General features: G+C 55.7%; 18 protein-coding genes. 12 read left to right on the plus strand and 6 right to left on the minus strand.

The features are described 5' to 3' along the window. Nucleotides 1-44 precede the first annotated feature (44 nt). Complete coding sequence (locus ACN0VL_RS10860) at nt 45-1,217, minus strand: NAD(P)/FAD-dependent oxidoreductase (RefSeq protein ID WP_417617249.1); 1,173 nt, start codon at nt 1,215-1,217, stop codon at nt 45-47. Nucleotides 1,218-1,326: 109 nt separating this feature from the next. Here ACN0VL_RS10860 and ACN0VL_RS10865 point away from each other — a divergent pair, with 109 nt between their 5' ends. The 3 genes from ACN0VL_RS10865 to ACN0VL_RS10875 all read left to right on the plus strand — a co-directional run bounded on the left by ACN0VL_RS10865 (nt 1,327) and on the right by ACN0VL_RS10875 (nt 4,031). Beyond that, nucleotides 1,327-2,499: a methyltransferase gene (locus tag ACN0VL_RS10865; RefSeq protein ID WP_417617250.1), complete on the plus strand. Its 1,173-nt coding sequence runs from the start codon at nt 1,327-1,329 to the stop codon at nt 2,497-2,499. 89 nt (nt 2,500-2,588) lie between these two features. After that, nucleotides 2,589-3,386: an ion transporter gene (locus tag ACN0VL_RS10870; protein WP_417617252.1), complete on the plus strand. Its 798-nt coding sequence runs from the start codon at nt 2,589-2,591 to the stop codon at nt 3,384-3,386. A gap of 204 nt (nt 3,387-3,590) precedes the next feature. Next, complete coding sequence (locus tag ACN0VL_RS10875) at nt 3,591-4,031, plus strand: universal stress protein (RefSeq protein ID WP_417617254.1); 441 nt, start codon at nt 3,591-3,593, stop codon at nt 4,029-4,031. Between the two features lie 7 nt (nt 4,032-4,038). On the opposite strand, the gene ACN0VL_RS10880 is transcribed toward ACN0VL_RS10875, so the two are convergent. After that, nucleotides 4,039-4,962: a LysR family transcriptional regulator gene (locus ACN0VL_RS10880; protein ID WP_417617256.1), complete on the minus strand. Its 924-nt coding sequence runs from the start codon at nt 4,960-4,962 to the stop codon at nt 4,039-4,041. Between the two features lie 451 nt (nt 4,963-5,413). Between ACN0VL_RS10880 and ACN0VL_RS10885 the strand changes: the two genes are divergently transcribed. Together ACN0VL_RS10885 and ACN0VL_RS10890 are read left to right on the plus strand one after the other, a co-directional pair. Then, nucleotides 5,414-6,277, plus strand: a complete 864-nt coding sequence (locus tag ACN0VL_RS10885; protein WP_417617258.1) for a carboxylate/amino acid/amine transporter — start codon at nt 5,414-5,416, stop codon at nt 6,275-6,277. A 107-nt stretch (nt 6,278-6,384) separates the two neighbouring features. After that, entirely contained in the window at nt 6,385-7,359 is a 975-nt protein-coding gene (locus ACN0VL_RS10890) for an MDR family oxidoreductase (RefSeq protein WP_417617260.1), read from the plus strand. 84 nt (nt 7,360-7,443) lie between these two features. Here the strand turns inward: ACN0VL_RS10890 and ACN0VL_RS10895 are convergent, their stop codons facing one another. After that, nucleotides 7,444-8,844 (minus strand): sigma-54 interaction domain-containing protein, encoded by a 1,401-nt coding sequence (locus ACN0VL_RS10895; RefSeq protein ID WP_417617262.1) that lies wholly within the window; start codon nt 8,842-8,844, stop codon nt 7,444-7,446. 221 nt (nt 8,845-9,065) lie between these two features. Here ACN0VL_RS10895 and speB point away from each other — a divergent pair, with 221 nt between their 5' ends. From speB to ACN0VL_RS10910, 3 genes are all read left to right on the plus strand, one after another. After that, complete coding sequence (gene speB, locus ACN0VL_RS10900) at nt 9,066-10,025, plus strand: agmatinase (protein WP_417617264.1); 960 nt, start codon at nt 9,066-9,068, stop codon at nt 10,023-10,025. A gap of 51 nt (nt 10,026-10,076) precedes the next feature. Then, a complete protein-coding gene (locus ACN0VL_RS10905) occupies nt 10,077-11,465 on the plus strand; it encodes a YjiH family protein (protein ID WP_417617266.1) in 1,389 nt (462 codons plus the stop codon). Between the two features lie 176 nt (nt 11,466-11,641). After that, nucleotides 11,642-12,643, plus strand: a complete 1,002-nt coding sequence (locus tag ACN0VL_RS10910) for a CobW family GTP-binding protein (protein ID WP_417617269.1) — start codon at nt 11,642-11,644, stop codon at nt 12,641-12,643. Between the two features lie 619 nt (nt 12,644-13,262). Here the strand turns inward: ACN0VL_RS10910 and ACN0VL_RS10915 are convergent. The 3 genes from ACN0VL_RS10915 to prlC form a co-directional block, all read right to left on the minus strand. Continuing rightward, entirely contained in the window at nt 13,263-14,153 is an 891-nt protein-coding gene (locus tag ACN0VL_RS10915; protein WP_417617271.1) for an MBL fold metallo-hydrolase, read from the minus strand. Nucleotides 14,154-14,328: 175 nt separating this feature from the next. Further along, nucleotides 14,329-15,021 carry a class I SAM-dependent methyltransferase gene (locus tag ACN0VL_RS10920; RefSeq protein WP_417617287.1) on the minus strand — a complete coding sequence of 231 codons (693 nt, stop codon included), beginning with the start codon at nt 15,019-15,021 and terminating at the stop codon, nt 14,329-14,331. 158 nt (nt 15,022-15,179) lie between these two features. Further along, a complete protein-coding gene (gene prlC / locus ACN0VL_RS10925) occupies nt 15,180-17,222 on the minus strand; it encodes an oligopeptidase A (protein ID WP_417617273.1) in 2,043 nt (680 codons plus the stop codon). 247 nt (nt 17,223-17,469) lie between these two features. Between prlC and gorA the strand changes: the two genes are divergently transcribed. The 4 genes from gorA (at nt 17,470) to ACN0VL_RS10945 (ending at nt 24,026) form a co-directional block, all read left to right on the plus strand. Continuing rightward, nucleotides 17,470-18,822, plus strand: a complete 1,353-nt coding sequence (gene gorA / locus ACN0VL_RS10930) for a glutathione-disulfide reductase (protein WP_417617275.1) — start codon at nt 17,470-17,472, stop codon at nt 18,820-18,822. 588 nt (nt 18,823-19,410) lie between these two features. Beyond that, complete coding sequence (locus ACN0VL_RS10935; protein ID WP_417617277.1) at nt 19,411-20,793, plus strand: DUF2868 domain-containing protein; 1,383 nt, start codon at nt 19,411-19,413, stop codon at nt 20,791-20,793. Then, nucleotides 20,786-22,183 (plus strand): DUF3482 domain-containing protein, encoded by a 1,398-nt coding sequence (locus ACN0VL_RS10940; RefSeq protein ID WP_417617279.1) that lies wholly within the window; start codon nt 20,786-20,788, stop codon nt 22,181-22,183. Before ACN0VL_RS10935 ends, ACN0VL_RS10940 begins: the two co-directional genes overlap by 8 nt. A gap of 1,027 nt (nt 22,184-23,210) precedes the next feature. Further along, a complete protein-coding gene (locus tag ACN0VL_RS10945) occupies nt 23,211-24,026 on the plus strand; it encodes a hypothetical protein (RefSeq protein ID WP_417617281.1) in 816 nt (271 codons plus the stop codon). The last annotated feature ends 483 nt before the right edge of the window (nt 24,027-24,509 follow it).

Below are 24,509 nucleotides of genomic sequence, written 5' to 3' on the forward strand. Positions count from 1 at the left end.
ATTCATCAGCACCAACATAAGACGTTGATAATAAATATTTTTCTTTAAACCACCTGCCCCGTACACCAGCCGGCGCTCCAGGCCCACTGAAAGTTGTAGCCTCCCAACCAGCCGGTTACATCCACCACTTCGCCGATAAAATACAGATTGGGTACCTTGTTGGCCATCATGGTCTTGGACGACAGCTCGTTGGTGTCCACCCCGCCCAGGGTCACCTCGGCGGTACGGTAGCCTTCGGTGCCCCCCGGCTTCAGGGGCCAGGCCGCCAACAACTGCTCTATGGCGGCCACTTCCTTCGGCACATATTGCTTGAGCGGCTTGCTGATTATCTTTTCCCGCTCCAGCAGGGCCTCCACCAGCCGCTTGGGCAGCTGATGGCTCAGCCAGGTTTTCAGTTCCTGATTGGGGTGGTCGGCGATGCCCTGTGCCAGCCGACCCGCGGGTAACAGCTCGAACTTAACCTGTTCGCCGGCTTGCCAGTAAGATGAAATCTGCAGCACAGAAGGCCCGGAGATGCCCCGGTGCGTAAACAGCAGGTTTTCGGCAAAGCGAGTGCCGTCTTCGCTCTCGGCCACCACCGGCAAGGAGACCCCCGCCAGCGGCTCCAGCGTCGCCTTGTCTTCCGGCTGCAGCGTGAAAGGCACCAGGCCGGCACGGGTAGGCAGCACCTTGAGGCCAAACTGCTCAGCCAGCTTGTAACCGAAAGGCGTGGCGCCAATTTTGGGCATCGACAGGCCACCGCTGGCCACCACCAACGACTGGCAGCTGTACTCGTCGCCCGCCGTGGCCACCATAAAGCCTTCACCCAGTCGCTCTACATCGAGGATCTCGGTGCGCAGCTGTATGCGCACTCCGGCGTCTTCACATTCCTTGACCAGCATATCGACGATATCTTGTGCCGAGTCATCACAAAACAGCTGGCCCAGGGTCTTTTCGTGATAGGCAATGCCGTGCTTTTCTACCAGGGCAATGAAGTCCCACTGGGTATAGCGGGCCAGCGCCGACTTAACAAAATGCGGGTTGTCACACAGATAAGCGCCAGGCTCGATAAAATAATTGGTGAAGTTACAGCGGCCGCCGCCCGACATCAGGATTTTTCGGCCAATGCGCTTGCCGTGATCCAGCAACAGCACCCGGCGGCCCCGCTTGCCCGCTTCGGCGGCACACATCAAACCGGCGGCACCGGCACCAATCACTATCACATCCCACGCTTTCATTGATTTTCACACAGTTGTTGTCGACAAGGCGTTATTCTAACGGTCGTGCCGCCATAGAGCCATGCCGATAAACTATGCCGAACTTCCTCACAAGGTTATAATCTGCGCCATGAGCATACTCGCCGAACACTTCCAGCAACTCAGTGCCCTGTTGCATCACACCCGCGGCGACTGGCAACAGACTCCGTTTAGCTGTCGTGAGTTGCCCTGGCCCGAACTCACCCCCATGCTGATGGCGCTGAATGAAACACAGATAGACGCCCTGGACGAAAACGAGGCGGCCGCCCTTGCCTGGCTGGCCCCCCAGCGGCCCGACACGGTCGCGGCCCATCACCTTCGCTTACCCGAGCTTGAACGCGCGCCAGACTACGCCACTCCGCGCTGGAGTAATGGCATTGGCGGGCGAAAGTGGGCGCAAATCAAAGATTTTGCCGCCAATGTGACCCTGGAGCATCCGATTCTGGAATGGTGTGCCGGCAAGGGGCACCTGGGCCGCCTGCTGGCGCAACAGGGGGCAGCTTCCGTTACCAGCCTGGAATGGAATGCCGATCTCTGCGCCCAGGGCGAGCAGCTGGCGCAACAGCTGGATCTCAACCACCAGTTTCACTGTGCCGATGCCCTGGATAGCCACACCTCCTGCCTGTTTCAGCCCCAACAACTGGCGGTGGCCCTGCATGCCTGTGGCGAGCTGCACCTGCGCTTTTTGCGCCAGGCGGCACAGGCAGGCACGCAACAACTGGCGCTTTCGCCCTGTTGTTATCACCTGATTAGCGGCGATCGTTATCAGCCGCTCTCCGTGGCCGGCCAACAGCAGGACTTACAGCTGGATCGCCACAGCCTGCGCCTGCCCTTGCAGCAACAAGTGACCGGGGGTGAGCGGGTGCGTCGCCTGCGACACATAGAACTCAGCTGGCGACTGGCGTTCGATGAACTGCAACAACAGATCACGGGGCAAGCCCGTTATTTACCGCTGCCCGCCTTCCCCAAACGGCTGCTTAGCGGCGATTTTGCCGACTTTGCTCGCTGGGCCTGCACACAAAAGGGCCTGGCCATTCCCGAGTCTATTGATAGTCAGCACTGGTTGGCACTGGCCGAACAACGCCGCTTGCTCGTGAAACGTATCGAGCTGATCCGCCACCGTTATCGTTATCTGCTGGAGCTGTGGTTACTGCTGGACAGGGCCTTGTTTCTGGAGGAGCAAGGCTACCGGGTCACCCTGGGCACCTTTACCGCCGTCAGCAACACGCCTCGGAGATACCTGTTGCAGGCCACCAGAAGCTGACTCATGGCACTATTTCACCATCAGGTAGCCACCCTAGAGACACGCCCTTTTAGCTTGCTTTACAATGATTAAAACGGACAGGAGCGCCCGTGACCGCAAAAATACGCATCTTACCGCCCAGTGCCTTCGATCTCGCCATGATGGTGCTATCCATCATCTCGGTGGTGATTATCGTCCTGCACCAGTTTGGCCCCTTTGATGAGGCAGAAAAAGATCTGTTGCTCAAGCTGGATACCGGCATCTGTCTGGTGCTGCTGAGTCATTTCTTCTATGGCCTGTTTAGCGCCAGAGATAAAAAGCAGTTTTTGGCCACCCACTGGATCGACTTTATCGCCTCCATTCCGGCCATCGATATTCTCCGTTATGGGCGGATCTTTCAGGTATTACGGGTGTTACGCATGTTGCGGGTGGCCAATCAGGTTATCCGGCATTTGTTAAAACACAGCGAAAGCACCATGCTGGCCTCCATGCTGTTGATTTTGCTGGTGGTATTGGGCGGCAGTGCCATTGCCATCTTGATGACCGAGGCCGGTCATGAAGGCTCGAATATCGTCACGGCCGAAGATGCCATCTGGTGGGCACTGGTCACCATCTCCACCGTCGGCTATGGCGACTATTACCCCGTCAGCACTGCCGGCAGGATCATTTCTGCGGTCGTTATTTTTACCGGCGTATCCATATTCGCGGGCATCTCAGGCCTGGTCGCCTCTACGCTGTTAACGCCCAAGGCCGAAGAAGCAGAAAAGCAGCAAAAGGCCAACCAGCTGCAATATCGACAGGATGTAAAAACCCAGCTTGGCGCATTACAGCAAGAGGTCGGCCAGCTCAGAGAAGAGATCAGCTCGCTTAAATCTTTGCTGCAACAAAACGTGAAGGGTAAGGAGTAAGCAGTGAGGGGGGGGAACACCAAACCTGCGGACTCAGTGTTGCGTATCACGCCTCACTCCTCACCGCTCGTAGACTATTGGACTAGCGGGTTTTGCTTGTCTAAGGGCCATTTTGTGGCCTATGCTGCTGGAGGTGTAAAGTTCCATCCAGCTCACGGTTTATCTACTAATGGATTGATAGGCTTGTAAAAAAGGAGAAGCGCTATGAATGAACCCTACCAGTATAAGCATATACTTGCGGCGGTCGACATGACCGAAAGCAACCGCAAAGTCATTGCCAAGGCGGTAGATAGGGCAAGGGCAAATAATGCCAAGCTATCCGTTATTCATGTGGATGTGGATCTCAAAGATCTCTATACCGAGATGATCGACATCGACATCGACAACATTCAGGATCAGGTTGTCGCCGACGCCAAACAGCGACTCGAAGAATATATTGGCAATCTCGACTACCCGATCGAAAAAAAGCTGGTCATTTGCGGCGATCTGGCGCTGAAAGTGAACGAAGCCGTCGAGCAGCACGGCGTAGACCTGTTGATCTGTGGCCATGAACAGAGCTTCTGGAGCCTGTTAACCTCTTCTGCCCGCCAGTTGATGAATACGGTACCCTGCGATTTGCTGGTAGTGCCACTTCCCAAAAAATAACGGCTATTCAGGGCGACTGGCGCAGCCGGTCGCCCACCTCTGCCAACAATTGCCGAAACCAGCTCAAGGCCGGGTCAAATTCGGTTAACGGATGCTGGGCCAGTATGTAAGTACTGCGCAGCGGTTCGCTTAAGCTGTGCTGCTGCAACGGATAGTAATGGCAAAAATCCCGTGCGATCAGCTCGGGCACCATGGCCAGATAACGTCCGGTGGCCAGCAATTTGGGCAGCGCCTCAAAGCTGGGCACCCACACCGCAATATGCCGCTCCAGCCCCTTTTTCTTTAGCCACTGCTCGACCAGGGTTTGATTGTGCCCCCAGGTAGAAGTAGACACATGGCTCCAGCTCACCAGCTGCTCCGCCGACACGCACTCGGGCAAGCCACTGCCTTGTGCCGACAAGCACACCATGGGGTTGTCAAACCAGGGATCGACTCTCAGCCTGGGCGACAGATGGTTGCCGTCGGCAAACGCCACCACCAGATCCATGCCGTCCCGCGACAGGCTGTCTTCGTAGTCGGAGTGCACCAGCTCGGTCACTGCCAGCCGGCAGCCAGGCGCGCGTTGATGCAAGAGATCGACCAGCTGGGGCACGGCGCCATGTTCAATGGAAGAGGGCACCGCCAGCCGAAAGGTACGGGCCGATACTGCAGGATCGAAGCTCGCCGACTGCCGCACCCCTTGCTCCAGCAGCAGCAGTGCCTGCCGTACCGGGGCCGCCAGCGCCAGCGCCCGTTGCGTGGGGCGCATTTCTTTACGGGTCATCACGAACAAGGGATCGTCCAGCGCCTGGCGCAGCCGAGCCAGCGCGTGACTGACGGTAGACTGGGATAGATTCAGCTGCTCTGCGGCACGCGTGACGTTGCGGCTGTGCATCAGCACGTCGAACACGCGCAGCAAATTCAGATCGAGCCGTTGATAAAGGTTATCCATCGATATTGACCATAGCTTTATGATGATAATTCATTTTTTACATAAGTGATCAGACCATAAAATAGCCCACTTGAACACGTTTATCGTCGGCGTGATGAAGTCATTCATCTGACAGTCGGATCTGCAGGTTCCGGGCATGGTGGCATCATGGGGGGTACTGCCTGTCTATCGTCGCTAACGAATGATTCGAGGTCATTCGATGGTGGCAATACCAACGGAATATTCACGATCTGACAGCGTCGGTAGTCACGCTGACAACCTCTTGATGGTTAAATGCTGCGAGTGGTGTTAAACCACCTTGTTTAGGGGCGTCATCTTCTCCTGTATGACCAACCTGAAATGGGTCCCGGGCCGGTGCATTGCATCGGCTTTTTTTATGGCTGTTTTCTGGCTTGCCGTCCGACTTTGCGCCATTATGCGCCCTATCTTCATTCTCAACAGCTTGTGACTCATGTCTTATTTAGTGTCGGTTACCCTGTTATGGGCCTTTTCCTTTAGTCTGATTGGCGTGTATCTTGCCGGTGCCGTGGATAGCTACTTTTCGGTATTCAGCCGCATCTGCATGGCGGCCTTGTTGTTTATGCCGTTCATGTCCTGGCGCCAGCCTCCCCGTCTGGCCCTGGGGCTGATGGGCTGCGGCGCCCTGCAACTGGGCTTGATGTACCTGTTTTACTATCAGTCATTTTTGCTGTTAACGGTGCCGGAAGTCTTGATTTTCACCGTGCTCACCCCCGTCTATGTGACCCTGATTTACGACCTGCTGCACCGCCGCTTCAACCCGGGTTATCTGCTGACGGCCGCCCTGGCCGTGCTGGCCGCCCTGGTGATCCGCTTCGACGGACTGACCCAGAATTACCTGCTGGGCTTTGCCGTGGTGCAGGGTGCCAACCTGTGCTTCGCCCTCGGTCAGGTCGGCTACAAGGTGTTAATGGAACGCCACCCCAATCACTCGCCCCAGCACCGGCTATTCGGTTACTTTTACCTGGGTGCGCTGGCGGTGGTGCTGCCGGCCTGGTTGCTGCTGGGGGGCGACCAGTATCCAACGTCCGGCCTGCAATGGAGCATTTTACTGTGGCTGGGGCTGGGCGCTTCCGGCCTGGGATATTTTCTGTGGAACAAGGGCGCGACCCGGGTGAATGCCGGTGCGCTGGCCATCATGAACAATGCCCTGGTGCCCGCCGGCCTGCTGGTGAACCTGTTGATCTGGAATCGGGATGCCGACCTGCTGCGCCTGGGTCTGGGAGGCCTGATCCTGATCGCCTCACTCTGGATAAATGAGGCCTGGATCAAACCCGCCGTCACGGAAACCAGCTGAACCTTTCGACAAGCTCACAGAATCACAATTCTGTGCGCCCAAACCATGGCAATCGGCGCTTGCCCCTTTACACTGGCTGGCAGGAAACCGTGCCAGGAGAAACCATCATGTTCAATGCACTGCTATTAGAAGAATCGGGCAAAGAAACCAAAGCCAGTGTGCAACGCCTTAACGAAAACCAGCTCGCCGACGGCGATGTGCTGGTCAAGGTGGACTATTCCAGCCTCAACTATAAAGATGCCATGGCCATTACCGGCAAAGGGAAAATCGTTCGCCAATGGCCCATGGTACCCGGCATCGATTTTGCCGGTACCGTACTGGCCTCGGATAACCCGGACTACCGCATCGGTGATGAAGTGATCCTCACCGGTTGGGGCGTCGGCGAACAACATTGGGGCGGCATGGCAGAAAAAGCCTCCGTTAAAGGAGAGTGGCTGGTACCCCTGCCCGGCACCATGAGTGCCAAGCGTGCCATGGCCATCGGCACCGCCGGCCTGACCGCCATGCTGTCTCTGATGGCACTTGAGGAGGCCGGTATTAAACCCGAACAAGGCCCTGTTCTGGTCACGGGGGCCACCGGTGGTGTGGGCTCCATAGCAGTACGGCTGCTGGCCAAGGCCGGCTATGAAGTCCATGCCGAAACCGGTCGCCCTCAGCACGCGGCCTGGCTTCGTGATCTGGGTGCCAACGAAGTCATTGAACGTGCCGAGTTTGATAAAGAGCCTGCCGCGCTGGAGTCTCAACGCTGGGCCGGTGCTATCGATGGCGTCGGTGGCCGTACCCTGGCCAGGATTTTGAGCCAGACCCGGATGAACGGCGCCGTTGCTGCCTGCGGCCTGGCCGGTGGCGTGGCCTTGAATACCACGGTAATGCCATTCATTCTGCGCGGTGTGAAACTGCTGGGTATCGACTCTGTATATATTTCGAAAGAGCGGCGCCTGGCGGCCTGGCAACGTCTGCAGGAAAGCCTGCCGCTGGATTTTGAGGAACAGTCGGAAGTCTATACTCTGGAGCAAAGCATTACTGCCGCACAGGATCTACTGGCCGGCAAGCTCAAGGGTCGAGTGCTGATCCAGCCCTAAAAAGCGGTAAGCGGTCGGTTAACAGCAGATAACACAAAAAGCGTGCAGATGGATACCTACCATCTGCACGCGCTGCCGCACGCTTCAGCGCGTAATCCGCAGCCCGTATTTTTGTAGTTTGCGGACCACGCTGGGCTGACTGATAGCCAAACGTTTGGCCAGTGCATAGGTACTGGGTAACTGCTGGCACAGCTCGGCCAGAATCTCTCGCTCGTAACTCTCCAGGGCAGCCTTCAGGCTTTGGTCTGGAGCAAGACCTCCCACCCCCTCGTCCTCTGCCAGCCCGGCAGACCGGGATGCCTTTACCTGCATCTCTGAATCACTGGCACCTATCTGATCCCCGGGTGTGGATAGCCAGGAGCGCTCCATCCAGTTTTCCAGCTCCCGCACATTACCGGGCCAGTCATTGTTCATCAGCTCGGGCCAGGCACTGGGATGCAATATCTTTTGGCTTCCATAGCGCTGGTTTAGCCGGCTGAGTTGCAGCTCCACCAGGCTGGGAATATCTTCCCGCCGTTCACGCAACGGAGGAATGGTCACCGGGATCACATTGAGCCGGTAGTAGAGATCCAGGCGAAAGGAGCCCTCCTCTACCTGCTGAGCCAGGTCTCTGTTGGTGGCCACCACCAAGCGAAAGTCCACCCGTCTGGAACGCGTATCCCCCAACCGGGTGATGCTCCCATCCTGAATCACCTTGAGTAGCTTGGTTTGCATGGCCAGAGGCAGCTCGCCTATTTCATCGAGAAACAAGGTGCCTCCCTGGGCTTGCTCCAGGATCCCCGCCTTCCCCTGCCGCGCCGCACCACTGAAGGCACCGGGTTGATAACCGAACATTTCCGACTCAAACAAGGTCTCCGGAATGGCGGCACAGTTGACGTCGATAAAGGGCTCCCGGCTGCGTTGGCTCCAACGATGCAGCTGGTGCGCGAACGCCGTTTTCCCTACCCCGGACTCCCCCAGCATCATGACGGTGGCGTCTGTAGACGCGACCCGCTTGAGCAGCATCACCACTTCCCGCAACAGGCTGCTACGGACCTCCAGGTTGTCCAGCTCCAGGGCATCATCCAGCAAGGGGGCGCCTCCCCGTTTCAGATGCTCGCTGAAGCGCTGTTGCAGCAGGGCATATTCATCCTGTAGCAGTTGCAGATCGGTGAGATCCCGGGAGCGACTGATGACACGGGCCAGCTTGCCGTTCCAGTAAACCGGATAACCCTCGGCGATCACCCGCCGCCCGGTCCCCGTATTCTGCATGACCTGGGCTGGCCGACCGGTCCGGAGCACTTCCAGCGTCACCGACGGCGACAAAATCCCTCGCTGCTCCAGCTCCTGCGCCGTGCTGGCGCACAGCTCATCCTGACTCATGCCGTAAACAGCAGCGCTACCCGGGCTCACCTGCAGCACGCGCCCTGCGGCATCGGTCAAAAACAGATGATCGTAGGCGGTGTCGATAATGGTATCGAGCACCTTGGTATTGATATCCGTCATCCCGTTTCCTTACTCACTGATTGAGAATACGCCTGTCGATACAAAATAGAATCACAATCCACAATTGAATCATCAAGCGCCCGTAATTAATACATAAATGCATCACCAGATTTAAAAATACATACTTTTCAATAAGTTAAAACTGGCACGATAACTGCCTATTAACATACAGGTTTTGAAATTCGATCATATTACTCAATAGTGATTTACAGGAGAGACACATGAGCACAGCACCGAAAACCTTTAATCAGCCTCTGGGCGGTAATGAAATGCCCCGTTTCGGTGGCCCCGCCACCATGATGCGTCTTCCTACTCAAGAGACGGCAGCCGGTCTCGATGTGGCCTTTATCGGTGTCCCCTTCGACATCGGCACCTCGAACCGCCCGGGAGCCCGCCTGGCCCCTCGCCAGATCCGTGACGAATCGCGAATGCTGCGTCCCTACAACATGGCCACCCGCGCCGCGCCCTTTAATAGCCTGCAGGTAGCAGATATCGGCGATGTTCCGATTAACACCTTCAACCTGCAAAAAAGCATGGCCATTATCGAATCCTTTTACGATGAAGTACTCGAACATGACTGCCGCCCACTGACCCTGGGGGGCGATCACACCATAGCGCTGCCCATACTGCGCGCCCTGCGCAAGAAGTACGGCCCCATAGGTCTGATCCATGTGGATGCTCATGCCGATATCAACGAGCATATGTTCGGTGAAAAGATTGCGCACGGCACTCCGTTTCGCCGGGCAGTGGAAGAAGGCTTACTCGATTGTGATCGCGTGGTGCAAATCGGTCTGCGTGGCACCGGCTACGCCGCTGATGACTTCGACTGGAGCCGGGAGCAAGGGTTTAGAGTCGTACCCGCTGAAGAGTGCTGGAACACCTCTCTGGTGTCATTGATGGCAGAAGTACGGGAAAAAATTGGTAGTGGCCCGGTTTATATCAGCTTCGATATCGATGGCATCGATCCCGCCTACGCGCCAGGCACCGGCACCGTTGAAATTGCAGGCTTAACCGTGCCGCAAGCACTGGAGATTATTCGTGGCGCCTGGGGGCTGGATATAGTGGGCGGGGATCTCGTAGAAGTCTCTCCTCCTTACGATACCAGTGGTAATACCGCCCTGCTCGCCGCCAACCTGCTATATGAAATGCTGTGCGTGTTGCCTGGTGTGCAACGAAAGTAACGGATACTGACGCACTGAATGCTTATTAAATAAACAATGGAGTGTACTCCCATGTCTTCTTCTCTGGAAGCCACCGCAAAACAGGCAAAAACCGCCGGTCCATCACTAGGCTGGAAACGCTTGCTGAAGTTTTTACTCCCCTCACTGCTGGGCATAGGTATGTTCCTGATTCCCATTAGCCTGGGTGATCAGGTCACTATTGGTCTGGGGGTGATGGCAGAGGGGCTCAAGACCCTGCTTGGTGACACCCTGCCCGCCATTACCGTTGCCATATTGTGCCTGTCTGTCGTACTGACGGCCTTGGTCAAAGTAGTCAGGCCGGGCTGGTCCAGAGAAGGAGTCTGGCACGATATGTTTGATGTCGCTCCCGTCTGGTTCATGATGCGCGGACTGGGTGCCCTGTTCGGCCTCATTACCCTGTACCAGTTCGGCCCGGAGTTTATCTGGAGCCGCAACACCGGCGGCGTGATGCTGCAGGATTTGGCCCCCGTATTACTGACATTCTTTTTCTCTGCCGCCTTGCTGCTGCCCTTTTTGGTCGATTTCGGCTTTATGGAGTTCATCGGTGCCCTGGTGAGCAAACCCTTCCGCTTTATCTTCCGCTTGCCTGGGCGTAGTGCCATCGATGCAACTGCTTCCTGGTTGGGGTCGGGGACGGTCGGGGTGCTGATCACCGCCCAGCAATATGAGCAGGGCTTCTATAACCGGCGAGAAGCGGCGGTCATTGCCACCAACTTCTCGGTGGCCTCCATCGCGTTCAGTCTGCTCATCACGACCTTTGTCGGACTGAATCACATGTTTATCCAGTTCTACCTCACCGTCGTGGTCGCCGGACTCACCGCCGCCATTATCGTGCCTCGCCTGCCACCTCTGTCCCGTAAGCCTAATACTTATCACGAGCCGGTAGGTTGCCAGATTGATGAAACGCCTCCTAGTGACAAAGGGCTGTTTCGCTACAGTCTGGAATTGGCCGTCACCCGTGCTGACCGGGCTCCCGGTGCCGGCCAGCTGGCCAAGAGTGCATTAATCAACGTCATGGACATCTTCCTTGCCCTGCTGCCGTTGGTGATAGCGATTGGCACCGTGTCTCTGATACTGGCTGAATACACACCGCTGTTTGTCTGGTTATCCTACCCCATGATACCGCTGCTCGAGTTGCTGCAGTTACCTGAAGCCGCGGCGGCGGCACCGGCAACACTGGTCGGCTTTGCCGATATGTTTCTCCCCGCTGTACTGGTCAAGGATATCGACAGCGAGCTGACCCGCTTTGTGGTGGCCTGCCTGTCGCTGACCCAACTGGTGTATATGTCGGAAGTGGGTGCGCTGCTGTTGAAATCCAAAATTCCGCTCAACTTCCTGGAGTTACTGGTTATTTTCGTGCTGCGTACCCTGGTGACCTTACCCATCATCGCCGTGATGGCCCACCTGTTCTTTTTCTAGGCGGCGAGTCGTCCCCATGCCGGCCCCATAGCGGCATGGGGCCGGCACCAACTGCCCTCCCACCACCGTAACCTGCCATGGGGGCACTTCCCGCGCCCCCATGGCTTTTCTGATCCTGTAAACGCCCGCACATTATGTGTTATAAAGTAACAAAACCATTTATTGCGGACTGCACCATGACCTCTCCTGTTATCACCCACCTAGTGATGGGTTTTCTTGGCACCGGCAAAACCACGCTGCTGCGCCATCTGTTGGCCAATAAACCCGAGCACGAACGCTGGGCTATTCTGGTGAATGAGTTTGGCGAAGTGGGCATAGACGGCGCCTTGCTGACCGAACAGGGCGCCATGATCAAAGAAGTACCGGGTGGTTGCCTGTGCTGTGTGTCTGGCCTGCCGTTTCAAATCGGCCTTAACGCCCTGCTGCACAAGGCCAAACCGGACCGGCTGTTCATCGAGCCCAGCGGCCTGGGACACCCCAGTAAGATTTTAAGCACGCTAACTGCCGAACATTATCAGGATGTACTGCAGCTGGGCGCGACCTTTTGTGTAGTCGATCCGAGCCAGTGGGTTGATGCGCGCTACCGGGAACACGACACCTATCAGGATCAACTCGTACTGGCGGATGTAATCGTCGCCAATAAAACCGACCTGTGTCAGCCAGAACAGCTGGCCGCCCTGCAGGACGGCATCAAGCAGGGGTTGTTTGCCGAACAGCCCGCCCAGCAGCTGGCCGTGGTGAGTCAGGGTCAGCTCGACCTCGACTGGCTGCAGGCAACCCACAGCACGGAACGCCGCGCCGCCAAGCCCCAGGCTCATGCCGCCAACAGCCCTCGACCACTGATTGCCGACTCGGCCCCACGGCTAAGCCGCGCTCAGCCCTGGCGCCGTTACAGCAATCTGGGGCAGGATCATTATTCCCTTGGCTGGCGCTTTCTCGATGAAGTCTGTTTCGACCTGGCCGCCGTAGAAGCCTTTTGCCGAGCACAACAAGTGGCACGGTTAAAAGCCGTGTTACCCACGGCGGATGGTTGGCGCGCCTTCAACAAGGTGGACGACCAGCTCACCGTGTATCGCATTGCCGCACAGGCAGAGGGTCGGCTCGAGCTGATCGACGCAGCCCCCCTGCCCGCCCAGCAACTACAGACAGAGCTGATGCAAACCATTAAAAAGCAGTAAGCGGTCAGCGGTCAGCGGTCAGCGGTCAGCTATCAGATAAAGACCGCTACACCACCATTCTGCAAAGCAGCACTTCACTCAAACCCAAGCAAGACGACAGGGTACTGTCTCGGTTTTCAGGCTGATCGCTGACGGCTTAAAGCCTGTCTCTTAGTCACAAGTCGCTAGCCAGTAAATGAATGCCCAGAGGCAGCTAGGTACCCTCCTCCGACACGCTAAACTGCATCCCTGCGACGCTCAACACATGACGTCCTTGTCATGTGATGGTCGGCTGAGGCTATCCCAGCCGCCTCTTTTTAGGCACCGAGTCTTCGGTGAGCATCACTGACCGACGGCACCGGTGCCAATGGAAAGGCAGAGGGTGTCTGCTCAGCCGACCATCCGCGCCAGGGATGGCGCGGTTTGAGCCTTTATGGGGCAGCTTGCTGCCGTGTATCTTTGCTGGGTAATGGACTGAATATCCAGTGAATATTCGCAGCCGTTACCCAGTAAAGATGGCTTTAACCCACGGCGTGTCGGAGGAGTAGTGCCCTCTGCCTGACAAGCCACACTAATTTCAAAAAACACCAACAAAAAATAGTTGTGACTAAGAGACAGGCTTAAAGCTGACAGCTGTGCCTTACAGCGCATTAATCGGCAGTTTCAGGAAGACCTTGCCTTGTGCGTCGGCGGGGGGCATGTCGCCGGCGCGAATATTGACTTGAATGGACGGCAAAATCAGCCTCGGCATGCCCAGGGTGGCGTCTCTTTTATCGCGCATCGCCACAAAGCTGGCTTCGTCTATGCCGTCGTGCACATGAATATTCTCGGCTCGTTGCCTGGCCACCGTGGTGCGGCATTCATAGTCCCGATCCTCGTTGGGGTAATCGTGACACACATAGATAGCGGTCTCGGGGGGCAGGGCCAACAAACGCCGGATTGAGCGATACAGCTGCTGGCTGCTGCCCCCGGGAAAATCACAGCGCGCCGTGCCCTTGTCGGGCATAAACAGGGTGTCGCCCACAAACAGCGCCTGCTCGTTGACCAGATAGGCCACATCCGCCGGCGTATGGCCCGGGCTATGCAGTACCCGGATCTGCAGCTGACCCACGCTGAATGTATCGCCATCGGCAAACAGACCATCAAACTGGCTGCCGTCGCTCATAAATTCAGGTTCCAGGGCAAAGATCTCGCGAAACACCCCCTGCACCCGAGTGATCTGCTCGCCAATGCCAATTCTGGCATTCAGCTGCTTCCGCAAGAAGGACGCCGCCGACAGATGATCGGCGTGGGCATGGGTTTCCAGAATCCACGGTACGGTGAGCTGCTGCGCGCGCACAAAGTCCACTTGCCGTTGTGCCAGCTCCGTATTGGTACGCCCGGAAGCCGGATCGAAACCAAGCACCGGATCTATGATCATGGCCTGGCCACCTTGGCGGTCGTACACCACGTAACTGAAGGTTTCGCTGCTGTCGTCTAAAAATGCCCTGACCTGAGGCATGGGCATCCGGGGCTGGGCTGTCTGTGTCATGATATTTTCCTCTCGGCATCACCATCAAACATTAGCATATACTAAACTAACTGTTGAGCACACAGGTGCAACAGCTTGTTCAACAATGCCAGGCGATAACGGAAGCATGCTCTCAGCCGCCAGCAGTGAAAGGTAAGGGGTGAGGCATGACCCCCTTACCTTTCACGCTTCCCCCTCACAGGCTCTTGTCACCCAGCGCCTGCTTGACGTAGAGATCGAAGCGGTTGTTCTTGGTTTCAATTTGCGCCGAGGGCGGCACTTCGTTCAAGAAACCGGCATAGCCGGGCCGCTTGACCACCACCCGTGCACGAGCTAATTGTAGCGCTTGTGGCAAGAGTGCATCCGCATCCAGATCCGGTCCCACCAGGGAGTGAAACACCCGCATCTCTTTTTTGACCAGTGCCGCTTTTTTCTTGTGCGGAAACATGGGATCGAGATACACCACATCGGGTTGCTCGGTTACATCGGCCAGGGTCTGGCCAAACGGCAACAGTCGCAGCCGCTCGCTCACCCAGTCACCTATTTCGGCGTCCAGCGCCGCCCGGCGCAAGCCATCGGCCAGCAACGCATGTACCACGGGGTGACGCTCGCACAAGGTCACGGTGCAACCCAGCGAGGCCAGCACAAAGGCATCTCGCCCCAGGCCTGCGGTGCCATCCACCACACTGGGAGTGTGGCCGTGCTTCAAGCCAACGGCTTTGGCAATAGACTGGCCCCGGCCACCGCCAAACTTGCGCCTGTGTGCCGCCGCCCCTTCGGCCAGATCCACATACACGCCACCCAGCTTGGGTTCATCCAGCTTGCGCAGCTCTAATCGCCCGTCGGTCAGCACCAGGGCAAAGGGCGCCTCGGCGCTGATGCCCTGCATGGCCACCGTGAGTCGCTCGGCCTCATGCTGCAAGCTGGCGTCAACCAGCTCGATTTGCAGCGGAATCAAGTGTTCAGACATACTGAATTACCATTAAAAACGGCTGGCGCCAGGCCAGCCGTTACAAAAATACCCATTACCCTGCCAGCAACTACCTATTAGGCAGCAATGCCGGAATGACGTAACAGGGCATCAATTTTCGGCTCGCGGCCACGGAACTGTTTAAACAATTCCATCGGCTCTTTAGAACCACCTTGCTCCAGAATAGCATGCAGGAAGTCGCGACCGGTTTTGGCCGAGAAAATACCCTCTTCCTCAAACCGCGAGAAGGCATCGCTCGACAGTACTTCCGCCCACTTGTAGCTGTAATAACCGGCCGCATAACCGCCGGCAAAAATATGGGAAAAGCCATGCTGAAAGCGATTGAAGCTGGGCGGTGGCAAGACGGAAACCGACTCGCGCACCTTGTCCAGAATCGCTTGCACCCGGCCGGGCTTGGCAGCGTCCTTGTCCATGTGCAGACGAAAATCGAACAGCGCAAACTCCAGCTGGCGCAGCATCATCAGCGCCGAGTGGAAATTACGGGCCGCCAGCATACGCTCCAGCAGATCCGCAGGCAGGGGTTCGCCGGTTTCATAATGGCCGGAAATAAACGCCAGCGCTTCTGGCTGCCAGCACCAGTTTTCCAGGAACTGGCTGGGCAGTTCAACCGCATCCCAGGCCACACCGTTAATGCCGGCCACACCCGCCACGTCCACCTTGGTCAACATGTGATGAATACCATGACCAAACTCGTGGAACAGGGTTTCTACTTCGTTATGGGTAAACAGCGCCGGCTTGTCGCCTACCGGACCATTGAAGTTACAGGTGAGATAGGCCACCGGCTTTTGCAGGCTGCCGTCTTCACGGTAACGGCGGCCCATGCAGTCGTCCATCCAGGCACCGCCACGCTTGTTGGCACGGGCGTACAGGTCGAGATAAAAGCTGCCACGCAATTCGCCGTCTTCGCCATAGATATCGAAAAAACGTACATCCGGATGCCACACTTCCACGCCAAAGCGCTCGGTCACTTTTACACCAAACAGGCGCTTGACGGTTTCAAACAAACCGTGGATCACCTTGTTGGCCGGAAAGTAAGGCCGCAGCTCTTCATCGGAAATGGTGTATTTATGCTGCTTGAGCTTTTCACCGTAATAGCTCACGTCCCAGGCATTCAGCTGCTCTACCCCATGATGCTCGCGGGCAAACTCGGTCAGCTCGGCCAGTTCGGCCTGCCCCTGAGGGTAAGAACGTTCGGCCAGCTGGTCGAGGAAGTCCAGCACCTGCTGTTCGCTTTCCGCCATTTTGGTGGCCAGAGACAGCTGCGCATAGTTTTCGTAACCCAGCAGCTCGGCCAGCTCCTGCTTCAGGCTTAAGGTTTCTTCAATGACGGCGGTGTTATCAAACTCGCCGGCGTTGGGGCCCTGATCCGAGGCGCGGGTGCAGTAGGCGCGATACAGTTCTTCGCGCAGGCCGGCATCGTCGGCGTACATCATCACCGGCAGATAAGAAGGGATATCCAGGGTGAATACCCAGCCTTCCAGCTCACGGGCTTCGGCCTGGGCCTTGGCGGCGGCCTGGGCCGACTCGGGCAAACCGGCCAGCTGTGCCGGGTCTGTTACCTGCTTCACCCAGGCCTGGGTGGCATCCAGCACCTGGTTGGCAAAACGCGAACCCAGATCCGACAAGCGGGATTTAATGGCACCAAAGCGCTCCTTTTGGGCCGCTTCCAGCGCAATGCCCGACAGGCGGAAGTCACGCAGCGTGTTGTTCACTTCTTTTTGCTGAGCCAGGCTCAATTTCTTGAAGTTGTCACGCTTGGCCAGGCTTTGATAGGCTTCAAACAGCCCCTCGTGCTGGCCCATCCAGGTGCTGTACTCGGACAGCAGCGGCAGACACTCTTCATAGGCCTGGCGCAGCTCATCACTGTTCAGCACACTGTTAAGATGACTCACCGGCGACCAGATGCGCGACAGGCGGTCACCCACTTCTTCTAGCGGCGCCACCAGGTTGTCCCAGGTAAAGTTTTCATCATTGGCCAGCACGGCTTCTACGCGCTTCTTGCAGTCGGCAATGGCATGTTCCAGAGCCGGTTTTACCTGTTCCGGTTTAATCTGGCTAAACGGTGGTAAGCAATCCATGGTCAGTAGCGGGTTCGTCATCTTGATACCTCTTCGTGTTTTGGCCATCGACTTCTGCACAAGCAATCGAGGGAATGCTAATAAGATGGTGATACTGGCCGCAATGTTCAAGCGTTTCATGGTGATTAAGGCCAAAACCCGGCGAAAGCGGTTAGATAGTGACCATCCCATTCAAGGAAGCATGGTGTACAATCGGCCGATAGCTTAGGGTGTAGCCTGTTTGGCCTCATCACATTTCCATTCTCCCACTCTTTCAGGAGCATATTATATGGCACAGCATTTCGATTATATCGCCATCGGCGGCGGCAGCGGCGGCATTGCCTCGGCTAACCGTGCCGCCATGCACGGTAAAAAAGTCGCCTTGATAGAAGCCAAAGACCTGGGCGGAACCTGCGTGAACGTGGGTTGCGTACCCAAAAAAGTGATGTGGTACGGCGCCCAGGTGGCCGATGCCATTAAACTGTATGCCGCCGATTACGGCTTCGACGTTAAACTGGAAGACCACAGCTGGAGCAAGCTGGTAGAAAGCCGCCAGGCGTACATTGGCCGCATTCACCAGTCTTACGATCGCGTGCTGGGCAATAACAAGATCACGGTAATCAAGGGTTTTGCCCGTTTTAAAGATGCCAACACCGTGGAAGTAAACGGTGAAGAATACACCGCCGATCATATTCTGATTGCCACCGGTGGCGAGCCGGTTATTCCGCAGATCCCCGGGGCCGAGCACGGCATCGACTCCGACGGCTTTTTCGAGCTGAACGAGCAGCCCAAACGCGTAGCGGTTGTGGGCGCCGGTTATATTGCCGTTGAACTGGCGGGCGTGATGCATGCACTGGGTTCCGAAACCCACCTGCTGGTGCGCAAGCACGCACCACTGCGCAGCTTCGATCCCATACTGACCGACACCCTGGTTGAAGCCATGGCCACCGAAGGGCCGCAGCTGCACACCCACTCCGTGCCGAAAAGCGTCGAAAAACAGGCCGACGACAGTTTGTTGCTGACGTTGGAGAACGGCGAGCAGCTGGAAGTCGATTGCCTGATCTGGGCCATCGGCCGTCGCCCGCTAACCGCCAACCTGAACCTGGACGCCGCCGGCGTGACCACAGACGAACGGGGTTACATCAAGGTAGACGAATACCAGAACACCAGTGCCAAGGGCGTGTATGCGGTCGGTGACAACATCGGTTATGTCGAGCTGACTCCGGTGGCCGTCAAGGCCGGTCGTCAGTTATCCGAGCGGTTATTCAATGGCCAGACCAACGCCAAAATGGATTACAGCCTGATCCCGACCGTGGTATTCAGCCACCCGCCTATCGGCACCCTGGGGTTAACCGAACCCGAAGCCCGCGAGCAGCATGGCGACGATCAGGTCAAGGTATACACCTCTACCTTTACCTCCATGTACACCGCCGTGACCAGCCACCGCCAGCCCTGCAAGATGAAGTTGGTGTGTGTGGGCGAGAACGAGAAAGTCGTGGGCGTACACGGCATTGGTTTTGGCATGGACGAAATTCTGCAAGGCTTCGCGGTCGCCGTGAAAATGGGCGCCACCAAGGCCGACTTCGACGCCTGTGTAGCCATACACCCGACGGGCGCCGAAGAGTTTGTTACCATGCGCTAATTTGTTGATATAACGAGTAAAAAGCCGAGCGAATGCTCGGCTTTTTTGTTTATACCTATCTACATAAATTTATGCTCTATTTTAAACTGGAACTCAGAGGCAACACAGCCACCTCCCACGACACGCCATGAACCCATCCTTGGGGGCTCGGGAAATGACATCCCTGTCATTTCACGGTCGTGGGAGGCGATCTCTGCTGCCTCTTCTCAAGCACCGAGTTGCCTGTAGACAGCCCTAACAGGCAACTCCGTAGCCTCAAGGAGGATGAAGGGTTCTGCTCCACCGACCATCACATGACAGGGACGTCATGTGTTGAGCGTCACAGGGAGCGTGCTTGAAGCGTGTCGGGGGAGGAGGCCCTTTATCCGACCTTTATAGAGCAAGAAAATAGATCTGCTATTTAATCTGTTTGGTATAAGGTTTTACCAAGTCAACGTTCGTTTTGGTCTTAATCTTAATTTTTCCGTGGGTTCAGTGGATTCCGTGGCGAGAAAGTCTTGAGTCTTTAATAATTTGCGCTGCATTCGCGTTATTCAGGGCCTATTCTCAGGCACAATAGGGCTATTATCGTGATTCTTTGGGATGCTTGTGACTGACTCAACTTCACATTTACAAACACTCTGGCTCTGCGAAACCGTCCGTTTACGCGAAGAGCAAACCGGCTTGCTCGAAGACAGCGAAGCCTGCCGTAAAGCTCGTGCCACCCAGGGCTCACTGGGCGATCGCCTGCAGGTGCGTGGACTGTTTCTCGCCCGGCGTGACGGCCTGATTACCGCTCAGCAGCACTGGCTGCAAGGTGCCAGACTGGCGCTCTGGTTACTGATGTTCAGTGCCGTCGTATCCGGCGTGGTGCTGGCCAAAACTGCACTCAGTGGCAATGCCGAGACCATTAATATTTTTTGGGCGCTGGCAGGCTTAATCGGCTTGAACCTGCTGAGCCTGCTGGCCTGGGGGGTGGGGATGGTATTTTCCACACAATCCAGCTCCCCCCTCAGCCACCTTTGGCTGTGGCTCAGCAACAAGCTGGCGCGCGATGCCAGGGCGGCACAGCTGGCACCCGCATTATTGGTGTTATTACAGCGTTATCGGCTACTGCGCTGGGGGCTGGGCCGGTTATTACACGGCTGGTGGCTGCTTGCCTTATGCAGCGCCCTGCTCACCTTGATTGCACTGTTGGCCACGCGGCGCTATGGCTTTGTCTGGGAGTCCACCATAGTGGCCAGCGACTCCTTTGTGATGCTGGTGCATTCTTTGGGCACCCCTGCCGCCTGGCTTGGCTTTTCCGTACCGACCACCGAGCTTATCCAGCAAAGCAGCCTGCAAGCGGCAGCCGGCGAACAGGCGCGGCATATCTGGGCCAGCTGGCTACTGGGCATGCTGTTAATCTACGGCATTCTGCCGCGCCTGGTCTGTAGCCTGTTCTGCGAGTGGCGGTGGCGCCGGGGCACCAGGCTCCTGCAACTAAACGCCGATGACCCTGTCTGGCAGCCCCTGCATGAGCGCGTACAGCCGAGCAGCGAACGACTGGGCGTCGTCGATGCGGCACCCGCAGCACTGCCCAGCACCACCGCCGGCTCGCAGCAGGCAGGGCACGCCGCCGTGTTGCTCGCCATTGAACTGGATGACAGCATCAGCTGGCCGCCCGAGCACCTAAGGCCAGGGCAGCCGACCAAGGTGCAGGACGCAGGAGTGATCGATACCCGCGAGCAGCGTCGGCAGATACTCGAGCAATTCAGTGCCCACCCGCCCGCGCGGCTGCTGGTTGCCTGCAATCCACAACGCTCGGCAGATAGGGGCACCCTGCATTTAATTGCCGAGCTCTCACGCGCCGCCACCCAAACCCGGGTCTGGTTGCTGGATGTGGATGCACCTGCCGAGCGGCTGGATTATTGGCAAGAACAACTGGATGAATTAAAAATAGTGCATAGTCGTGCCGCCCCCTGGGACTGGTTGGAGCAAGCGAATGACTGAACAATCAACTCCGTTAACACTGGCGGTAGTCGGCCACACCAATGTGGGCAAAACCTCATTGTTGCGCACCCTGACCCGTGACGTCGGCTTTGGGGCTATCTCCCATCGCCCCAGCACCACCCGGCATGTGGAAGGGGCGCGCTTGTCGGTGGATGGCGAGGCGCTGATCGAGCTCTATGACACGCCGGGTTTTGAAGATGCGATTGCGCTGTATGAATACATCGAGCAACTGCCGCAAACCGACCAGCGACTGGATGGCCCGGAGCAGGTACAGCGCTTTCTCGATAGCAGTGAAGCCCGCCAGCGTTTCGAGCAAGAAGCGAAAGTGTTACGCCAGCTGCTGCAGTCGGATGCGGGTTTTTATGTGATCGACTCGCGCGAACCTGTGCTGGCCAAATATCGTGATGAGCTGGCCATTCTGGCGATGTGTGGCAAACCCTTATTGCCGGTACTGAATTTTGTTAACGCACCCGAGCAGCGAGAAGCCGCATGGCGAGAGGTGCTGGCGCGCCTGGGGCTGCATGCAGTGGTACGCTTTGACAGCGTGGCACCACCAGAAGACGGTGAGCAGCGGCTCTATGAAAACCTGAGCCTGGTCCTCGACAGCCAGCGCCCCCGCCTGCAACGGTTAATTGACCATAATCAGGCGCAGGTACAGGTGCGCCGCAAATCCGGCTACCGGTTGATTGCCGAGCTGTTGGTGGACATCAGCGCCTGTCGACGCAGCGTACCCCCGCACCGGTTAAATGAAGCGATTCAAGAACTGCATGACGACGTGCGCCAACGAGAGCAGCGATGTGTAGAGGCATTATTAAAGCTGTATGCGTTTCGCAAAGAAGACGCCGAGGCCCAGGACTTGCCGCTGGAAGAAGGTCGCTGGGGTGATGATTTGTTCAACCCGGCCACCATGAAGCAGTTGGGCGTCAAAGTGGGTGGCGGCATGGCGGCAGGTGCCGCGACCGGGGCCGGTATCGACCTGATTACCGGCGGGCTGAGTTTGGGCGCGGCCACCGTGCTGGGTGCCGCCATCGGCGGTTTCACCCAGACCTTTCGTAACTACGGCGAACGTATCAAGGGCAAATGGCGCGGCGAACGTGAACTCACCGTCAACGACAGCACCTTGCGGTTATTGGCCATTCGCCAACAGCGCTTGCTGACGGCCCTGGAGCTACGCGGACACGCTGCACAAGACCGCATTCAGATGGACACGCCACTCGAGCAGCAATGGCGCGAAGGCGACCTGGCACCTCAGCTAACCACCGCCCGCGCCTACCCCGCCTGGTCGAGCCTGAACGGCAGCAAACCCCGCCAGGATCACGAGCGCACCAGCGCCATCGAAACCCTGGCCGCCAGCCTGGCCCAACAACACGCCCGAGCCCAACAAGCTTGAAGGTGAGCAGTAACGAGCAAAAAGGCCGAGTGAATACCCGGCCTTTTTTAAAGAATACATACAGCTTGTGTTTGGTTACGCGGTAAAGGTCGGACAAAGGGCCTACTCCTCCGACGCGCTAAGCCGCATCCATGCGACGCTCAAACACATAACATCCCTGTTATGTGATGGTCGGCTGAGCAGATCCCTTCATCCTCCTTGATGTTTCAGAGTGGCCTGTTAGCGCTGCCCGCTGGCAATTCGGCGCCTTGCTCGCCCATTAATTTCACTGCAATGAGATCAACACACCCTAGCCATCCTTCCAATTTCCAACCGACGCCGTCTATAATGCGAAAGCTTAATATGAGTTTTATTATGATATCGACGAACAAACTCCAATAACAGAGAAGAACAGAGGCAAGGTCGCCCGCAAGACTCGGGCGGTAGCATGCCGAGTGCAAATAAAAGCCAGAAACGAAACTATCACCCAACTCTGCTTACTTATACTGTATATTTCTTGTTATCCAGTTCCTGAAGTAAAGTTGATGCAGCCAAATAAGCATATACGACCACCAATTGAGATAAATTTAGTAATTAAATATACATGGCCACTGATCAAAACTTACCTTCTTACATTAGCTGCAGATGCACCTTCTTGGTTAACCCAAAGAATTAACAATCTCTTTATTGAAAAACGAAGACGCGTGTAGATGATACGAGGTTTAACTCTGAAAACGCGAAGGAAGTATCAGAGAGTGACATAAACAGTAACGACAATCATGCATATAACTCAGAGGCTGAAGTGTGGAGTCAAACTGCTGAGCAATATAAAAGGCATTGAATAACCAAAACAAAAACCCCTCAGCGTTAGAGAAGGAGTCAACTAAATTTTTGAAAGAGGGCATATCTAATCTCACTCTAAAGTTAACGTTACATCTGATTAAGATAGCGTGAAATCTGGGGAAATCTTATAAGCTACTAAAACCATAAAACACTAAAAGCGTTAGCATTATCATCCCCCTCATCAAAAAGGAGCATTCATCACATCATGAATGACACTTCTAAATCCCTATTGAGCGATATACCTAGAGTTAGCCTCGTTGAAATAAAGGAGGTGACAGACGGAAGAGTTGTAGTACTTTTTAAACTTAACTCTAGCAACAAATCAGTAAACATTAAATTCAAGGAAACCATAAATACATTAACTAGCACTATGGGCGGAGAAAGTGTATATTTCGGAAACTTTTATGGTAGCGAAACTATAGACTTCTTCTTAAATATAGAATCTACAAAGGGAAATATAGTAGACAAGTTAACTTATATCAGGGGAATATTACTAAAGGCAAACCAGCTAGTCGATAACAAAGCTTCTTTAGTCTCTTTCACAATGGAAGTAAACTTGAGTGTTAAATTTGCTACTTACAGTTATCTGAGTTACTTACCACAGTACTTTAATAATTTAGGTATTCCAGTTTGCATCCAGTCAAGCATGGTCGATGAGCTAATTAGAGTCTCCATCTTGCAAATGAATAAGGGAAACTCTCGTGAATTGAAAAGTGCTTTAGGTACATTTTTATTGCTTCCTTCGATGAGTGACCTTCTATTAGGCATTAGTGATTCAAGTACAACAGAGCTGTGCAAGGAGATCAAACTATATCAACAGAAACTTCTCAGCGCTGGTGTAGGTGAAAACCTACTCGAGCTTGGTAGTAGTGAGGCAAGCTCGCTAAGTAATAAAAGAGATGAACCTATCGAGTTGTTTGGTGGATACGTGAAAATACCAGCGTTAGATTTCTATGGTATTGAAATAAACATTCCACGTATAGTCAATGATATTAAAACTCGACGTGAGAGTAATTCGTAACGCGTGGTATTTTTAGTTTGCGTTGAGTTTCGTGTTCAAGGCGTAATGCAGGGTTTTAGTATTGCGTTACTCACACTTTAACGCTGCGTAGCATCATATTGAACGATCTCAGTCAAAAGATCGCTTTCGACGCAACAAAAAGGCCGAGCATCTGCTCGGCCTTTTTGTTTCTAGCACTCACCGAGCACACCATACCGACGAGAGAGGCGGCTGGGATAACCTCAGCCGACCATCACATGACAGGGATGTCATGTGTTTGAGCGTTACAGGGAGGTACTTGAGCGGGTCGGAGGAGGTTGCCCAGCCGCCTCTCTATACATTCACCAAGCCAAAAACAGCGTCTGTCTTTAGTAAGCGTCACAGCATCCACACCTAACACGCCACATTAACCGATGTTAACGTGGCATCTTAGAGATGAGTTATACGCGGATAGCCCAGGGCAACAGGTGATCGACGGACTCGCCATCGTTCAGGTGGGGTAGT

The sequence above is a fragment of the Oceanisphaera sp. genome (genome assembly GCF_048268965.1).
GTDB lineage: Bacteria > Pseudomonadota > Gammaproteobacteria > Enterobacterales > Aeromonadaceae > Oceanimonas.

Bases quoted from the DNA above. Each gene is read 5' to 3' on its own strand.
- ACN0VL_RS10860 (WP_417617249.1), bottom strand. From the start codon at position 1,217: ATGAAAGCGTGGGATGTGATAGTGATTGGTGCCGGTGCCGCCGGTTTG.
- ACN0VL_RS10865 (WP_417617250.1), top strand. From the start codon at position 1,327: ATGAGCATACTCGCCGAACACTTCCAGCAACTCAGTGCCCTGTTGCAT.
- ACN0VL_RS10875 (WP_417617254.1), top strand. From the start codon at position 3,591: ATGAATGAACCCTACCAGTATAAGCATATACTTGCGGCGGTCGACATG.
- ACN0VL_RS10880 (WP_417617256.1), bottom strand. From the start codon at position 4,962: ATGGATAACCTTTATCAACGGCTCGATCTGAATTTGCTGCGCGTGTTC.
- ACN0VL_RS10885 (WP_417617258.1), top strand. From the start codon at position 5,414: ATGTCTTATTTAGTGTCGGTTACCCTGTTATGGGCCTTTTCCTTTAGT.
- ACN0VL_RS10890 (WP_417617260.1), top strand. From the start codon at position 6,385: ATGTTCAATGCACTGCTATTAGAAGAATCGGGCAAAGAAACCAAAGCC.
- ACN0VL_RS10895 (WP_417617262.1), bottom strand. From the start codon at position 8,844: ATGACGGATATCAATACCAAGGTGCTCGATACCATTATCGACACCGCC.
- speB (WP_417617264.1), top strand. From the start codon at position 9,066: ATGAGCACAGCACCGAAAACCTTTAATCAGCCTCTGGGCGGTAATGAA.
- ACN0VL_RS10905 (WP_417617266.1), top strand. From the start codon at position 10,077: ATGTCTTCTTCTCTGGAAGCCACCGCAAAACAGGCAAAAACCGCCGGT.
- ACN0VL_RS10910 (WP_417617269.1), top strand. From the start codon at position 11,642: ATGACCTCTCCTGTTATCACCCACCTAGTGATGGGTTTTCTTGGCACC.
- ACN0VL_RS10915 (WP_417617271.1), bottom strand. From the start codon at position 14,153: ATGACACAGACAGCCCAGCCCCGGATGCCCATGCCTCAGGTCAGGGCA.
- ACN0VL_RS10920 (WP_417617287.1), bottom strand. From the start codon at position 15,021: ATGCAGGGCATCAGCGCCGAGGCGCCCTTTGCCCTGGTGCTGACCGAC.
- prlC (WP_417617273.1), bottom strand. From the start codon at position 17,222: ATGACGAACCCGCTACTGACCATGGATTGCTTACCACCGTTTAGCCAG.
- gorA (WP_417617275.1), top strand. From the start codon at position 17,470: ATGGCACAGCATTTCGATTATATCGCCATCGGCGGCGGCAGCGGCGGC.
- ACN0VL_RS10940 (WP_417617279.1), top strand. From the start codon at position 20,786: ATGACTGAACAATCAACTCCGTTAACACTGGCGGTAGTCGGCCACACC.
- ACN0VL_RS10945 (WP_417617281.1), top strand. From the start codon at position 23,211: ATGAATGACACTTCTAAATCCCTATTGAGCGATATACCTAGAGTTAGC.